The 14,961-nt window shown below is 54.0% G+C and carries 14 protein-coding genes; 8 read left to right on the forward strand and 6 right to left on the reverse strand.

Annotated elements, in window-relative coordinates; translation table 11 throughout:
• Positions 1-34 precede the first annotated feature (34 nt).
• Positions 35-904 (forward strand): phosphoribulokinase, encoded by an 870-nt coding sequence (locus tag N7E69_RS06405; protein WP_001274690.1) that lies wholly within the window; start codon positions 35-37, stop codon positions 902-904.
• A gap of 95 nt (positions 905-999) precedes the next feature.
• On the opposite strand, the gene N7E69_RS06410 is transcribed toward N7E69_RS06405, so the two are convergent.
• Positions 1,000-1,404 carry an OsmC family protein gene (locus N7E69_RS06410; RefSeq protein WP_001148919.1) on the reverse strand — a complete coding sequence of 135 codons (405 nt, stop codon included), beginning with the start codon at positions 1,402-1,404 and terminating at the stop codon, positions 1,000-1,002.
• 307 nt (positions 1,405-1,711) lie between these two features.
• Between N7E69_RS06410 and crp the strand changes: the two genes are divergently transcribed.
• Both crp and N7E69_RS06420 read left to right on the forward strand, forming a co-directional pair.
• Positions 1,712-2,344, forward strand: coding sequence for a cAMP-activated global transcriptional regulator CRP (gene crp, locus N7E69_RS06415; protein WP_000242758.1), 633 nt, complete (start codon positions 1,712-1,714; stop codon positions 2,342-2,344).
• Between the two features lie 48 nt (positions 2,345-2,392).
• Positions 2,393-4,480, forward strand: coding sequence for a YccS/YhfK family putative transporter (locus N7E69_RS06420; protein WP_000269313.1), 2,088 nt, complete (start codon positions 2,393-2,395; stop codon positions 4,478-4,480).
• A gap of 42 nt (positions 4,481-4,522) precedes the next feature.
• Here N7E69_RS06420 and N7E69_RS06425 read toward each other — a convergent pair whose 3' ends face one another.
• From N7E69_RS06425 to ppiA, 5 genes are all read right to left on the reverse strand, one after another.
• Complete coding sequence (locus N7E69_RS06425) at positions 4,523-5,740, reverse strand: aspartate aminotransferase family protein (RefSeq protein ID WP_000190022.1); 1,218 nt, start codon at positions 5,738-5,740, stop codon at positions 4,523-4,525.
• Between the two features lie 85 nt (positions 5,741-5,825).
• Positions 5,826-6,389: an aminodeoxychorismate synthase component 2 gene (gene pabA / locus N7E69_RS06430; protein WP_000601880.1), complete on the reverse strand. Its 564-nt coding sequence runs from the start codon at positions 6,387-6,389 to the stop codon at positions 5,826-5,828.
• Positions 6,390-6,420: 31 nt separating this feature from the next.
• A complete protein-coding gene (locus N7E69_RS06435) occupies positions 6,421-7,023 on the reverse strand; it encodes a putative adenosine monophosphate-protein transferase Fic (protein WP_001280665.1) in 603 nt (200 codons plus the stop codon).
• Positions 7,013-7,180, reverse strand: a complete 168-nt coding sequence (locus N7E69_RS06440; RefSeq protein ID WP_001519136.1) for a YhfG family protein — start codon at positions 7,178-7,180, stop codon at positions 7,013-7,015. Before N7E69_RS06440 ends, N7E69_RS06435 begins: the two co-directional genes overlap by 11 nt.
• 108 nt (positions 7,181-7,288) lie before the next feature.
• Positions 7,289-7,861, reverse strand: a complete 573-nt coding sequence (gene ppiA / locus N7E69_RS06445; RefSeq protein WP_000920481.1) for a peptidylprolyl isomerase A — start codon at positions 7,859-7,861, stop codon at positions 7,289-7,291.
• Between the two features lie 276 nt (positions 7,862-8,137).
• On the opposite strand from ppiA, the gene tsgA reads away from it, so the two are divergent.
• The 5 genes from tsgA to cysG all read left to right on the forward strand — a co-directional run bounded on the left by tsgA (position 8,138) and on the right by cysG (position 14,838).
• Positions 8,138-9,319 carry an MFS transporter TsgA gene (tsgA, locus tag N7E69_RS06450; RefSeq protein ID WP_000185217.1) on the forward strand — a complete coding sequence of 394 codons (1,182 nt, stop codon included), beginning with the start codon at positions 8,138-8,140 and terminating at the stop codon, positions 9,317-9,319.
• A 262-nt stretch (positions 9,320-9,581) separates the two neighbouring features.
• Positions 9,582-12,125: an NADPH-nitrite reductase large subunit gene (gene nirB, locus N7E69_RS06455; protein ID WP_000049249.1), complete on the forward strand. Its 2,544-nt coding sequence runs from the start codon at positions 9,582-9,584 to the stop codon at positions 12,123-12,125.
• On the forward strand, positions 12,122-12,448 hold the full coding sequence (gene nirD, locus N7E69_RS06460) for a nitrite reductase small subunit NirD (protein WP_000084813.1): 327 nt from the start codon (positions 12,122-12,124) through the stop codon (positions 12,446-12,448). The genes nirB and nirD overlap by 4 nt, the downstream gene beginning before the upstream one ends.
• A gap of 195 nt (positions 12,449-12,643) precedes the next feature.
• A complete protein-coding gene (gene nirC, locus N7E69_RS06465) occupies positions 12,644-13,453 on the forward strand; it encodes a nitrite transporter NirC (RefSeq protein WP_000493576.1) in 810 nt (269 codons plus the stop codon).
• An 11-nt stretch (positions 13,454-13,464) separates the two neighbouring features.
• A complete protein-coding gene (cysG, locus tag N7E69_RS06470; protein ID WP_000349906.1) occupies positions 13,465-14,838 on the forward strand; it encodes a siroheme synthase CysG in 1,374 nt (457 codons plus the stop codon).
• Positions 14,839-14,961: the final 123 nt, after the last annotated feature.

Raw genomic sequence — 14,961 nt, forward strand, 5'->3', positions numbered from 1 at the left:
ATACATTATTCTAAAGCTCAATCATGGAGTTGCCATGTCAGCCAAACATCCGGTGATAGCAGTAACAGGGTCAAGCGGCGCGGGGACCACCACCACCAGCCTCGCGTTTCGTAAAATTTTCGCGCAGTTAAATCTGCACGCCGCCGAGGTGGAAGGCGACAGTTTTCATCGTTACACCCGCCCGGAAATGGATATGGCGATCCGCAAAGCGCGTGACGCCGGGCGGCATATCAGCTATTTCGGGCCTGAAGCCAATGACTTCAGCCTACTGGAACATACCTTTATTGAGTACGGGCAGACGGGTAAAGGCCAGTCGCGTAAATATCTGCATACCTATGATGAAGCCGTACCGTGGAATCAGGTTCCCGGCACGTTTACCCCCTGGCAGCCGCTTCCCGAACCGACCGATGTGCTGTTTTATGAAGGACTGCACGGCGGCGTCGTCACCCCGCAACATGATGTCGCGCGTCATGTTGATCTGTTGGTTGGCGTGGTGCCTATCGTCAACCTCGAGTGGATTCAGAAACTGATTCGCGACACCAGCGAGCGCGGACACTCCCGTGAAGCGGTGATGGATTCCGTGGTGCGTTCCATGGACGACTACATCAATTACATTACGCCGCAGTTCTCGCGTACCCATATCAACTTCCAGCGCGTACCGACCGTCGACACGTCCAATCCGTTCGCCGCAAAGGGTATTCCCTCGCTGGATGAGAGTTTTGTGGTGATCCATTTCCGCAATCTGGAAGGGATCGATTTTCCCTGGCTCCTGGCGATGCTCCAGGGCTCGTTCATTTCTCACATTAATACATTAGTGGTGCCGGGCGGCAAAATGGGGCTGGCGATGGAGCTGATTATGTTGCCGCTGGTGCAGCGATTAATGGAAGGCAAAAAAATCGAATAACCGTGGTGAAATGCCCGATGGCGCTACGCTTATCGGGCCTACGAGATAAAAACGGGTAGGCCGGATAAAGCCACGCCGCCATCCGGCATCACATGTTACGCCGCAATCACTTCATACGAATGGGTAATATTGACCGCTTTTTCCAGCATTAGCGCCACCGAGCAATATTTTTCCGCGGAGAGATCGACAGCGCGCGCGACGGCAGCCTCTTTCAGATCGCTGCCGGTAACGATAAAATGCAGATTAATGTGCGTAAACAGGCGCGGCGCGTCTTCCCGGCGCTCGGATGTCAGCTTCACTTCGCAGTTGGTGACATTCTGACGGCCCTTTTGCAGGATTGATACCACATCAATAGCGCTACATCCGCCAGCCGCCATTAATACCATCTCCATCGGACTCGGCGCTTTGTCACCGGAGTTACCATCCATTAAAATCTGGTGGCCGGAGGAGGACTCTCCGAGGAACGTGAGCCCTTCAACCCACTTTACACGCGCTTGCATATTTCGTAACTCCAATGTTTCAATTTTCCTGAAAGATTACGCGCATACAACAAAAGTCGCAATGGAAGGCGACCTGGGTCATGCTGAAGCGAGACACCAGGAGACACACGGCGAAAGCTATGCTAAAACAGACAAGATGCTACAGTAATACATTGACGTACTGCATGTATGCAGAGGACATCACATTACAGGCTACAATCTATTTTCGTAGCCCCCTTCCCAGGTAGCGGGAAGTATATTTTTGCAACCCCAGAGACAGTGCCGTTTTCTGGCTCTGGAGACAGCTTATAACAGAGGATAACCGCGCATGGTGCTTGGCAAACCGCAAACAGACCCGACTCTTGAATGGTTCTTGTCTCATTGCCACATTCATAAGTACCCGTCAAAGAGCACGCTGATTCACCAGGGTGAAAAAGCAGAAACGCTGTACTACATCGTTAAAGGCTCCGTGGCAGTGCTGATCAAAGATGAAGAAGGGAAAGAAATGATCCTTTCTTATCTGAATCAGGGTGATTTTATTGGTGAACTGGGCCTGTTTGAAGAAGGCCAGGAACGCAGCGCCTGGGTACGTGCGAAAACCGCATGTGAGGTCGCTGAAATTTCCTACAAAAAATTTCGCCAATTAATCCAGGTCAACCCGGATATTCTGATGCGCCTCTCTTCCCAGATGGCTCGTCGCTTACAAGTCACCTCTGAAAAAGTAGGTAACCTCGCCTTCCTTGACGTCACCGGGCGTATCGCTCAGACGCTGCTGAATCTGGCGAAACAGCCCGATGCCATGACGCACCCGGATGGGATGCAGATCAAAATCACCCGTCAGGAAATCGGCCAGATCGTCGGCTGCTCCCGCGAAACCGTTGGTCGTATTTTGAAAATGCTGGAAGATCAAAACCTGATCTCCGCGCATGGCAAGACCATCGTCGTCTACGGCACCCGTTAATTCCGTCAGAATGGCGCGTTTTATCATGCGCCATTTTTGTTTGCATCGATGTGGCGAAGACTGATTTATCACCCAGAGATTAATTACGCACTACGGCAAACGCTGGTGCTGTGTCTGCCTGTGGCTGTCGGTTTATTGATAGGCCAGCTACACCTGGGCTTGCTTTTCTCTCTCGTTCCCGCCTGCTGCAACATTGCAGGTCTGGATACCCCGCACAAACGTTTTTTTAAACGCCTGATCATCGGCGCGTCGCTGTTCGCCGGATGCAGTCTGGTAACGCAACTTCTGCTGGCGGAATCCATCCCCCTGCCGTTGATCCTGACCGGGCTCACGCTGGTGCTTGGCGTGACGGCGGAAATTAGCCCGCTTCACGCGCGGTTACTGCCAGCGTCGCTGATTGCCGCCATCTTTACCCTGAGTCTTGCAGGATACATGCCCGTCTGGGAGCCGCTGCTCATTTATGCGCTGGGCACGCTATGGTACGGCGTGTTTAACTGGTTTTGGTTCTGGCTATGGCGCGAACAGCCGCTGCGCGAGTCATTGAGTTTGTTATACCGTGAACTGGCCGATTATTGCGAAGCGAAATACAGCCTGCTCACCCAACATATCGATCCGGAAAAAGCGCTGCCTCCCCTGCTGATACGCCAGCAAAAAGCGGTCGATCTCATTACCCAGTGTTACCAACAGATGCATATGCTTTCGGCGCACAACAATAATGATTACAAGCGCCTGTTACGGGCTTTTCAGGAAGCGATGGATTTGCAGGAGCACATCTCCGTCAGCTTGCATCAGCCGGAAGAGGTACAGAAACTGGTAGAACGCAGCCATGCGGAAGAGGTGATTCGCTGGAATGCGCAAACGGTCGCCGCCCGTCTGCGCGTGCTGGCGGATGACATTCTTTATCATCGTCTGCCGACGCGCTTCTCCATGGAAAAACAGATTGGCGCTCTGGAGAAAATCGCCAATCAGCATCCTGAAAATCCGGTAGGCCAGTTCTGCTATTGGCACTTCAGTCGAATCGCCCGTGTGCTGCGTACTCAGCGGCCGCTGTACGCCCGCGACCTGATGGCCGATAAACAGCGTCGTTTGCCGCTACTTCCGGCGCTGAAAAATTATATGTCTCTTAAATCACCGGCGCTACGCAACGCCGGACGCATCAGCGTGATGATGAGCATCGCCAGTCTGATGGGCAGTGCGTTGCACCTGCCTAAACCGTACTGGATACTCATGACGGTGATGTTTGTCACCCAAAACGGCTATGGCGCGACGCGCGTACGTATTCTGCACCGTTCAGTCGGAACGCTGGTCGGCCTGGTGATTGCCGGCGTCACGCTGCACTTACATATTCCCGAAAGCATTACGCTGGCGGTCATGCTGGTACTAACGCTGGCAAGTTATCTGATTATTCGTAAAAACTACGGCTGGGCGACGGTCGGCTTTACGGTGACGGCGGTATACACCATCCAGTTACTGACGTTAAACGGAGAGCAGTTTATTGTGCCGAGGCTGATCGATACGCTGATTGGCTGTTTAATTGCCTTTGGCGGCATGGTCTGGCTGTGGCCGCAATGGCAAAGCGGGCTATTACGTAAAAACGCCCATGATGCGCTGGAAGCCGATCAAGAAGCTATCCGACTGATCCTCAGTAACGATCCGCAGGCCACCCCGCTCGCTTATCAAAGAATGCGGGTCAACCAGGCGCATAACACGTTATTCAACTCGTTAAATCAGGCAATGCAGGAACCCGGATTCAATACCCACTATCTGTCGGATATGAAACTGTGGGTCACGCACAGCCAGTTTATTGTCGAGCATATCAACGCTATGACGACGCTGGCGCGGGAACACACCATGCTGACGCCTGATCTGGCGCAGCGCTATCTGGAATCTTGCGAGATTGCGATTCAGCGCTGCCAGCAGCGCCTGGAGTACGACAGGCCAGGCGGCTCCGGCGATGTCAATATTCTGGAGTCGCCGGACATGCCGTCACATGGCTTATTGAGCACTCTGGAACAACATTTACAGCGCATCATTGGCCATCTGAACACCATGCACACCATTTCGTCGATGGCCTGGCGTCAGCGTCCGCATCACGGTATCTGGCTGAGTAAGCGGCTACGGGATACAAAAAGTTAAGACCGACTGCCGGATGCGCTACGCTTATCCGGCAATCTGCCATCAGGCAACCACCTTCCCTACCGCCTGCGCAAAGCGCTGCATTCCTTCATTGATATCCGCATCTTCCACCACCAGCGACGGGGCAAAACGCATCACGTCGGCTCCGGCATTGAGCACCATCACGCCGGCCTCCGCGCCTGCGTACAGAAAATCGCGCGCCCGATCTTTGTACTTCGGCTTCAGTTCCGCGCCAATCAGCAGCCCCATGCCGCGAATATCGCTGAAAATGTCAAATTGCTCGTCAATCGCCTGCAAATGTTGCACAAACTGTTGCCGCTTAGTGTGAATGCCTTGTAGTACTTCTGGCGTATTAATAATATCGAATGCCGCGCCAGCCACCGCACAGGCCAGCGGATTACCGCCATAGGTTGAACCATGCGAACCGACATGGAAGGCCGAGGCTATTTCCTGCGTGGTCAGCATGGCGCTCACCGGAAAACCGCCGCCTAACGCTTTGGCGCTGGTGAGGATATCCGGCGTGACGCCGTAGTGCATATAGGCAAACAGGTCTCCGGTGCGCCCCATCCCGCACTGCACTTCATCAAACACCAGCAACGCCTGATGCTCGTCACACAGGTCGCGTAACCCTTTGAGGAATTCCGGTGTAGCCGCCTGCACGCCGCCTTCACCCTGAATCGGCTCGACCACCACCGCGCAGGTGTGGTCATCCATTACCGCTTTCACCGCATGAAGATCATTGAAGGGAACGTGAATAATATCGGCGGGTTTCGGCCCAAAGCCGTCGGAATATTTCGGCTGCCCGCCTACAGAGACGGTAAACAAGGAACGGCCATGAAAGGCGTTATGGAAGGCAATGATTTTCGTTTTGAACGGGCTATGGCGCACGCAGGCATAATGACGCGCCAGTTTAAAAGCGGTTTCGTTCGCTTCGGTGCCAGAATTCATAAACAGCACGCGCTCGGCAAACGTGGCGTCGATCAGTTTACGTCCCAGACGCAACGCCGGTTCATTGGTAAAAACGTTACTGGTATGCCACAAGGTTTCCCCCTGGGATTTCAGCGCCTCGACCAGTGCCGGATGGCAATGGCCCAGCGCAGTCACTGCAATCCCGCCGGCGAAATCGATATACTCTTTGCCCTGCTGATCCCATACGCGGCTGCCTTTACCTTTGACCGGAATAAAGTCCGCCGGTGCATAAACAGGCAGAATCACCTCATCAAAAGTTGCGCGCGTAATAGCCGTTTGTTCAGTTGCCATATCATTACCACCCGGTTAAGTAGAAATGCCAGTGAAATTATAATCACAAAATATGAATAAAAAATCACTCAATAGCAACCACAAATCAACGCCGGAGGAAATTTTTCAGCAGAGCGTGTCCTTGTTCGCTGAGAATACTTTCCGGGTGGAACTGCACGCCTTCCAGATCCCACTCGCGGTGGCGAATGCCCATAATCTCCTGCGTTTCGCTCCAGGCGGTGATCTCAAAACACTCAGGCAACGTGGCAGGGTCGACAATCAGCGAGTGGTAACGTGTCACGGTTAACGGGCTGGGCAATCCCCGAAACACGCCCTGTCCATTATGCGTAACAGGTGACGTTTTACCGTGCATCACTTTCGCTGCCCGCACCACCGACGCGCCAAAGGCCTGCGCCATCGCCTGATGACCCAGGCAAACGCCCAGCATCGGAATACGTCCGGCATAATGGCGGATGACCGCCAGTGAAATGCCAGCGTCATTCGGCGTACAGGGGCCAGGAGAGATAACGATTTTTTGCGGGTTCAAAGCGTCAATGTGCGCCAGCGTCAGCGCATCATTGCGCCGGACCTGCACTTCCGCGCCCAGTTCACAAAAATACTGGTAGAGGTTCCAGGTAAAGGAATCATAGTTATCGATAAGCAGGATCATGGCGGCTCCGAGTGAGTAGAACCGCACTATTTTACTCAGTTTCGCGAGCTTCGCTTATCGCTTTCTGAAAAATCGCCTGCAAAGCGGAGAGATCGCCCATCGCGCCGCTCTGGTTCGCCTGCTTCCATGTTTCAACCGCAATACCTTGCCAACTCAGCGCATAGCCTGCATGTAACGCCAGCTGTTCAAAGAAGATGCGCTGCGCCAGCCCGCTCCCCAAACGAAACGGATGAAGCACGTTAATTTCACAGTAGTAATGCGCCAGCCGCTCGACAAACTTCTCGTGCGCCAGACCGACCAGATAGCCCTCTTCTTCCAGATCCTGCATCAGAGCATTGCCCTCTTTTTCGATATAGGCAAAGTGGCAGAAACGGGTATCGCCCTGGTAAATATCGACCTCCCGCAGTTGCCCTGCCCAGTCGAAAATATCCTGATAGAGCTGGCGATGAATCGCGCACAGATGAGGCAAGCCGCGTATCAGCGGCCCCAGTTCAATCGTGGCGGCGCGGAGCGCGGTCATTTCGTATGCCGCTTGCGCCAGTCGCTGGGCCTGATGAATCCCCAGCCGATTACGCATCACGTTCAGCCCCGGATAGAGGTACGGATCGCGCCCTTCGCCAAATTTATCGCTCATAGTGCCTCCGAAGCTCGTCAAGACGTGCCAGCGCTTCATCGGCGGTCAGGGTTACTAAGGGGATCTCAATACCTTCGAGACGGCGGCTTTGCTGGAAGTTAACGTTGCGCCGCTGTTCCCAAAAGCGTGACTTTTGTTTATCGGTAAGTTTCTTCACCGGGCCTCCCTGAATATGTCTGTGCTTGACCACAAGTATAAGCAGCAATTTCAGGTTACGCTGAGACAGGGAGAAAACGCGGGCGGCTCGCGCCCGCGCAGGCATGTTTTATGGCAGGACTTTCGCGGAAAGGATAACGACTGGTTTTGTCGGCACATTCTGATAAGGCCCGACATCGTGCGTCGGTACCTGTGAGATTTTATCGGCGACATCCATACCTTTTACCACTTTACCAAATACCGCATAGCCAAAGTCGCGCTGGCCGTGGTCGAGAAAAGCGTTATCCGCGACGTTAATAAAGAACTGGCTGGTGGCGCTGTCTTTATCTGCGGTGCGCGCCATCGCGATCGTGCCGCGAGTATTACGCAGACCGTTGTCGGCTTCATTCTTAATCGGCGGATTCGGTTTCTTCTGCTGCATCTGCTCGTTAAAACCACCGCCCTGAATCATAAAGCCAGGAATAACTCGGTGAAACGTAGTGTTGTTATAGAAACCACTGTTGACGTAATCGACAAAGTTTTTCACAGAAATCGGCGCTTTCTGGCTGTTCAGCTCCAGCTCAATATTCCCGGCGGAGGTGGTTAACAGCACATGAGGATCACCTTTTGCTGCCAACGCTACGGGAGAAAGAGCAGAAAGAGCGAAAACAGCTGCGACAGCCGCCAGAGTCGATTTGAGCATGAGATTTCCTTAAAGAGAGCAGAAATAAAGCAAGTGGAATGATTCTAAAGAGCCTTCCTGGGCCAGGCCAGCCCTTTACCTAATTTTACGTACATGAAACAAATGTAACGTTACGACGCAACGCCTTGTCCTTGCAATATGATGTGACAAACATCACATTAAAAAATGTAATGAACATTACTATCACTAATAATTATTTAAATACATCACAAAAACGCCTAAAATCTGCCCGCTTAACGCGCCCTCCACGCGCTTCACTTCTCTTCAAGGCCAGACATGACTAACAGCAACCGCATCAAGCTCACATGGATCAGCTTTCTTTCCTACGCCCTGACCGGGGCGCTGGTGATTGTCACCGGGATGGTGATGGGAAATATCGCAGACTATTTTCATCTGCCCGTTTCCAGCATGAGTAACACCTTTACTTTTCTGAACGCCGGGATTTTGATCTCGATCTTCCTCAACGCGTGGCTGATGGAAATCGTCCCGCTGAAAACACAGCTACGCTTTGGTTTTATCCTGATGGTGCTGGCGGTGGCCGGGCTGATGTTCAGCCATAGCCTGGCGTTGTTCTCAGCGGCGATGTTTGTGCTGGGGCTGGTCAGCGGGATCACCATGTCGATTGGCACCTTCCTGATTACGCAACTGTATGAAGGGCGTCAGCGCGGTTCCCGACTGCTGTTTACCGACTCCTTCTTCAGCATGGCGGGGATGATTTTTCCTATGGTCGCCGCCTTCCTGCTGGCGCGTAGTATTGAGTGGTACTGGGTCTACGCCTGCATCGGCCTGGTCTACCTGGCGATTTTCATCCTGACCTTCGGCTGTGAATTTCCGGCGCTGGGTAAACATGCGCAGCACTCTCAGGCGCCTGTCGCCAAAGAAAAATGGGGCATTGGCGTACTGTTTCTGGCCGTCGCCGCGCTGTGCTATATCCTCGGTCAATTAGGCTTTATCTCCTGGGTGCCGGAATACGCCAAAGGCCTCGGCATGAGCCTGAATGACGCCGGGGCGCTGGTGAGTGATTTCTGGATGTCCTATATGTTTGGCATGTGGGCGTTCAGCTTTATCCTGCGCTTTTTCGATCTGCAACGCATTCTGACCGTACTGGCGGGTATGGCGGCGGTACTGATGTATCTGTTTATTACCGGCACGCAGGCGCATATGCCGTGGTTTATTCTGACGCTGGGCTTCTTCTCCAGCGCCATTTATACCTCCATCATTACGCTGGGATCGCAGCAAACGAAAGTGGCCTCGCCTAAGCTGGTTAACTTTATTCTGACCTGCGGCACTATCGGAACGATGCTGACCTTCGTCGTCACCGGCCCGATTGTAGCGCACAGCGGCCCACAGGCGGCGTTACTCACCGCGAATGGTCTGTATGCAGTGGTCTTTGTGATGTGCTTTGCGCTCGGCTTTGTCTCCCGTCATCGTCAGCATAGCGCGCCGGCTACGCATTGATAATCCTTGCCGGATGGCGACATCGCCCTCCGGCACTCTATCCCCCCTCCTGACGGGGTAGGCCTGTTGGCCTAAAAACCCCTCATTTTGTATGTCATTTGTACAAACCTGAAAAGCCTGACAATTCCGCCACTTATAAAAATCCAGACAAATCAGCCACATACCCATTAAGAGGTATATAAAGGTGAATTTGATTTACATCAATAAGCGGGGTTGCTGAATCGTTAAGGTAGGCGGTAATAGAAAAGAAATCGAGGCAAAAATGAGCAAAGTCAGACTCGCTATTATCGGTAATGGTATGGTCGGCCACCGCTTTATTGAGGATCTCCTTGATAAATCCGACGCTAGCCTGTTCGACATTACCGTGTTCTGTGAAGAACCCCGTAAAGCCTATGACCGTGTCCACCTGTCATCCTACTTCTCTCACCACACCGCGGAAGAGCTCTCTCTGGTGCGTGAAGGATTTTACGAGAAGCACGGCGTAAAGGTACTGGTTGGCGAACGCGCAATTACCATTAACCGTCAGGAGAAAGTGATTCACTCCAGCGCGGGTCGTACCGTTTATTATGACAAGCTGATCATGGCGACCGGTTCCTATCCGTGGATCCCGCCGATTAAAGGCTCCGAAACCCAGGATTGCTTCGTTTACCGTACCATTGAAGACCTCAACGCTATCGAAGCCTGCGCCCGTCGCAGCAAGCGCGGGGCGGTGGTCGGCGGCGGTCTGCTGGGGCTGGAAGCCGCTGGCGCGCTGAAAAACCTCGGCGTGGAAACGCACGTCATTGAATTTGCGCCAATGCTGATGGCGGAACAACTCGATCAAATGGGCGGCGAGCAGCTACGTCGCAAGATCGAAAGCATGGGCGTGCGTGTACACACCAGTAAAAACACGCAAGAGATTGTTCAGCAGGGTAACGAAGCACGTAAGACTATGCGTTTTGCCGACGGCAGCGAGCTGGAAGTCGATTTCATCGTCTTCTCTACCGGTATTCGCCCCCGCGACAAGCTGGCTACCCAGTGCGGTCTGGCCGTCGCGCAGCGCGGCGGGATCGTGATTAACGACACCTGCCAGACGTCTGACCCAGATATCTACGCTATCGGCGAGTGCGCCAGTTGGAACAACCGCGTTTACGGTCTGGTCGCACCAGGCTATAAAATGGCCCAGGTCGCCGTTGACCATATCCTCGGCAGTGAAAACGCCTTTGAAGGGGCGGATCTCAGCGCCAAGCTGAAGCTGCTGGGCGTGGACGTCGGCGGCATCGGCGACGCGCATGGCCGCACGCCGGGCGCGCGTAGTTACGTTTACCTCGATGAAAGCAAAGAAGTCTACAAACGTCTAATTGTCAGCGAAGATAACAAAACGCTGCTCGGCGCAGTACTGGTCGGCGACACCAGCGATTACGGCAATTTGCTGCAACTGGTACTGAACGCCATCGAACTGCCGGAAAACCCGGATTCGCTGATCCTGCCGTCGCACGCGGGCAGTGGTAAACCCGCTATCGGCGTGGATAAACTGCCGGACAGCGCGCAGATCTGCTCCTGCTTCGATGTGACTAAAGGCGATCTGATCGCCGCTATCAATAAAGGCTGCCATACCGTGGCGGCGCTGAAAGCGGAAACCAAAGCCGGAACCGGCTGCGGCGGCTGCATCCCGCTGGTGACGCAGGTACTGAACGCCGAACTGGCGAAACAGGGTATTGAAGTCAACAACAACCTGTGCGAGCACTTTGCTTATTCTCGTCAGGAACTGTTCCACTTAATCCGCGTGGAAGGTATCAAAACCTTTGAAGAACTGCTGGCGAAACACGGTAAAGGCTACGGCTGCGAAGTGTGTAAGCCGACCGTCGGTTCGCTGCTGGCGTCGTGCTGGAACGAATACATCCTCAAGCCGCAGCACACGCCGCTACAGGATACTAACGATAACTTCCTGGCGAATATCCAGAAAGACGGTACTTACTCGGTGATCCCGCGCTCGGCGGGCGGCGAAATCACCCCGGAAGGTCTGGTGGCCGTGGGGCGTATCGCCCGCGAGTTTAACCTCTATACCAAAATTACCGGTTCTCAGCGTATCGGTCTGTTTGGCGCGCAAAAAGACGATCTGCCGGAAATCTGGCGTCAGTTGATTGAAGCCGGTTTCGAAACCGGTCACGCGTACGCCAAAGCGCTGCGGATGGCGAAAACCTGCGTCGGCAGCACCTGGTGCCGCTACGGCGTGGGCGACAGCGTCGGTTTCGGCGTGGAGCTGGAAAACCGCTACAAAGGCATTCGTACCCCGCACAAAATGAAATTCGGCGTCTCCGGCTGTACCCGTGAATGTGCGGAAGCGCAGGGCAAAGATGTGGGTATCATCGCCACGGAGAAAGGCTGGAACCTGTACGTCTGCGGTAACGGCGGGATGAAACCGCGTCATGCGGATCTGCTGGCAGCCGATCTCGATCGCGACACGCTGATCAAGTACCTCGACCGCTTTATGATGTTCTACATCCGTACTGCCGACAAACTGACCCGTACCGCGCCGTGGCTGGATAATCTGGAAGGCGGCATCGAGTACCTGAAATCGGTCATCATCGACGATAAGCTGGGCCTGAACGAACATCTGGAAGAAGAGATGGCGCGCCTGCGCGCAGCGGTGGTCTGCGAGTGGACAGAAACCGTTAACACCCCATCCGCACAGGTTCGCTTTAAGCACTTTATCAACAGCGACAAACGCGACCCGAACGTCCAGGTTGTGCCTGAACGTGAACAGCATCGTCCGGCCACGCCGTATGAACGTATCCCGGTCACTCTGGTGGAGGAAAACGCATGAGCCAGTGGCAAAACATCTGCAAAATCGATGACATCCTGCCGGGAACCGGCGTCTGCGCGCTGTTAGGTACTGAACAAGTCGCGATTTTCCGTCCTTACCATAGCGATCAGGTGTTCGCGATCAGCAACATCGACCCGTTCTTTGAGGCCAGCGTGCTGTCTCGTGGACTGATTGCGGAACACCAGGGCGAACTGTGGGTCGCCAGCCCGCTGAAGAAACAGCGCTTCCGCCTGAGCGATGGTTTGTGCATGGAAGATGAGCAGTTCTCTGTGAAACAGTACGACGCGCGGGTAAAAGACGGCGTGGTGCAGTTGCGCGGTTAATTATTTTTGGGAGGTGCAACGCCTCCCCTTTTTTGTATTTTTTTTCATTTTAATTGTTATCACAAAATCATTTGTACTGCATCGCGGCGGCAACTGAGCAAATCCCCAGGAACATAGTTCACTATGTGACTGGGGTGAGCGAGGGCAGCCAACAAAGAGGCAGTGCAAAGGATGAAGTGAGAAAAGGATAATCAAATGTTTACAGACACTATCAATAAGTGTGCGGCTAACGCTGCGCGCATCGCACGCCTGTCGGCGAATAATCCGCTCGGCTTCTGGGTCAGTTCGGCAATGGCCGGGGCTTATGTCGGTCTCGGCATCATTCTTATTTTCACCCTCGGCAATCTGCTCGACCCGTCCGTGCGTCCTTTGGTGATGGGAGCGACCTTCGGTATCGCCTTAACGCTGGTCATCATCGCAGGTTCCGAACTGTTTACCGGCCACACCATGTTCCTGACGCTGGGCGTCAAAGCAGGCACCATCAGCCACGGTCAAATGTGGGCTATCCTGCCGCAAACCTGGCTCGGCAACCTGGTCGGTTCCGTGTTTGTCGCCCTGCTTTACAGCTGGGGCGGCGGCAGTTTGTTGCCGGTCGATACCAGTATCGTTCACTCAGTCGCGCTGGCGAAAACCACCGCGCCCGCCACGGTACTGTTCTTCAAAGGCGCGCTGTGTAACTGGCTGGTTTGTCTGGCAATCTGGATGGCGATTCGCACCGAAGGCACGGCAAAATTTCTTGCTATCTGGTGGTGTCTGCTGGCGTTTATCGCTTCCGGCTACGAGCACTCCGTCGCGAATATGACGCTGTTTGCCCTCTCCTGGTTTGGTCATCACAGCGACGCCTATACCCTGTCCGGAATCGGACACAATCTGTTATGGGTCACTCTGGGCAATACTTTGTCCGGCGTCGTGTTCATGGGATTGGGTTATTGGTATGCTACGCCGAAATCGGAGCGTCCTGTTCCGCAAAAAACCAACCAAATTAAGGTTACAGCCAACCATTAAGGGGTAATGTCGTGGACCATTTGCCTATATTTTGTCAATTACGCGACCGCGACTGTCTGATCGTCGGCGGTGGCGATGTCGCAGAACGCAAAGCACGGTTACTGCTGGAAGCAGGCGCACGTTTAACGGTCAATGCGCTAACCTTCATTCCACAGTTCACCGTATGGGCAAATGAAGGCATGTTGACTCTGGTTAAGGGTCCGTTCGACGAAACGCTTCTCGACTCGTGTTGGCTGGCGATCGCGGCCACTGATGACGATACCGTCAACCAGCGCGTCAGCGACGCGGCGGAGTCACGCCGTATCTTCTGCAACGTGGTGGATGCGCCGAAAGCCGCCAGCTTTATCATGCCCTCCATTATTGACCGCTCGCCGCTGATGGTCGCCGTCTCCTCGGGCGGCACTTCCCCGGTACTGGCGCGTCTGCTGCGCGAGAAACTGGAATCGCTGCTGCCGCAGCATCTGGGGCAGGTCGCGCGCTATGCCGGGCAACTCCGCGCCCGGGTGAAAAAGCAGTTTGCCACGATGGGCGAGCGTCGTCGCTTCTGGGAAAAATTTTTCGTCAATGACCGGCTGGCGCAGTCGCTGGCGAATGCCGATGAGAAAGCGGTTAACGCGACAACCGAACGCCTGTTTAGCGAACCGCTGGATCACCGTGGCGAAGTCGTGCTGGTCGGCGCCGGGCCGGGCGATGCCGGACTGCTGACGCTGAAAGGGTTACAACAAATCCAACAGGCGGATATCGTGGTTTACGATCGCCTCGTCTCCGACGACATTATGAACCTGGTACGCCGCGATGCCGATCGGGTCTTTGTGGGGAAACGCGCGGGTTACCACTGCGTCCCACAGGAAGAAATCAACCAGATCCTGCTGCGTGAAGCGCAAAAAGGTAAACGCGTGGTACGCCTGAAAGGCGGCGATCCCTTTATCTTTGGTCGCGGCGGCGAAGAGCTGGAAACGCTGTGTCATGCCGGTATTCCTTTCTCGGTAGTGCCAGGGATTACCGCGGCTTCCGGCTGCTCCGCCTACTCCGGTATTCCGCTAACCCATCGCGATTACGCCCAGAGCGTACGTCTGGTCACCGGTCACCTGAAAACCGGCGGCGAGCTGGACTGGGAAAACCTGGCGGCAGAAAAACAGACGCTGGTGTTCTACATGGGGCTGAATCAGGCAGCGACTATCCAGGAAAAACTGATCGCATTCGGTATGCAGGCCGATATGCCGGTTGCGCTGGTAGAAAACGGTACCTCCGTGAAGCAACGCGTCGTCCACGGTGTGCTGACGCAGCTTGGTGAATTAGCGCAACAGGTTGAAAGCCCGGCGCTGATTATCGTTGGCCGGGTCGTTGGCTTACGCGATAAATTAAATTGGTTCTCTAATTATTAATTAAAATAACGCCCTGAATAACAGGGCTTTATTTTACAACTACTCGTAATCTCAAATTATTTTTACTTAAAAGTGAATTAAGAAATCAACTTTAAATACACCAGAAAAATTTAAATAGTAATA

The sequence above is a fragment of the Salmonella sp. 3C genome (assembly GCF_025426275.1).
Lineage (GTDB): Bacteria > Pseudomonadota > Gammaproteobacteria > Enterobacterales > Enterobacteriaceae > Salmonella > Salmonella enterica.

Coding starts and splice junctions, on each gene's coding strand:
- N7E69_RS06405 (WP_001274690.1), top strand. CDS start 35: ATGTCAGCCAAACATCCGGTGATAGCAGTAACAGGGTCAAGCGGCGCG.
- N7E69_RS06410 (WP_001148919.1), bottom strand. CDS start 1,404: ATGCAAGCGCGTGTAAAGTGGGTTGAAGGGCTCACGTTCCTCGGAGAG.
- crp (WP_000242758.1), top strand. CDS start 1,712: ATGGTGCTTGGCAAACCGCAAACAGACCCGACTCTTGAATGGTTCTTG.
- N7E69_RS06420 (WP_000269313.1), top strand. CDS start 2,393: ATGTGGCGAAGACTGATTTATCACCCAGAGATTAATTACGCACTACGG.
- N7E69_RS06425 (WP_000190022.1), bottom strand. CDS start 5,740: ATGGCAACTGAACAAACGGCTATTACGCGCGCAACTTTTGATGAGGTG.
- pabA (WP_000601880.1), bottom strand. CDS start 6,389: ATGATCCTGCTTATCGATAACTATGATTCCTTTACCTGGAACCTCTAC.
- N7E69_RS06435 (WP_001280665.1), bottom strand. CDS start 7,023: ATGAGCGATAAATTTGGCGAAGGGCGCGATCCGTACCTCTATCCGGGG.
- ppiA (WP_000920481.1), bottom strand. CDS start 7,861: ATGCTCAAATCGACTCTGGCGGCTGTCGCAGCTGTTTTCGCTCTTTCT.
- tsgA (WP_000185217.1), top strand. CDS start 8,138: ATGACTAACAGCAACCGCATCAAGCTCACATGGATCAGCTTTCTTTCC.
- nirB (WP_000049249.1), top strand. CDS start 9,582: ATGAGCAAAGTCAGACTCGCTATTATCGGTAATGGTATGGTCGGCCAC.
- nirD (WP_000084813.1), top strand. CDS start 12,122: ATGAGCCAGTGGCAAAACATCTGCAAAATCGATGACATCCTGCCGGGA.
- nirC (WP_000493576.1), top strand. CDS start 12,644: ATGTTTACAGACACTATCAATAAGTGTGCGGCTAACGCTGCGCGCATC.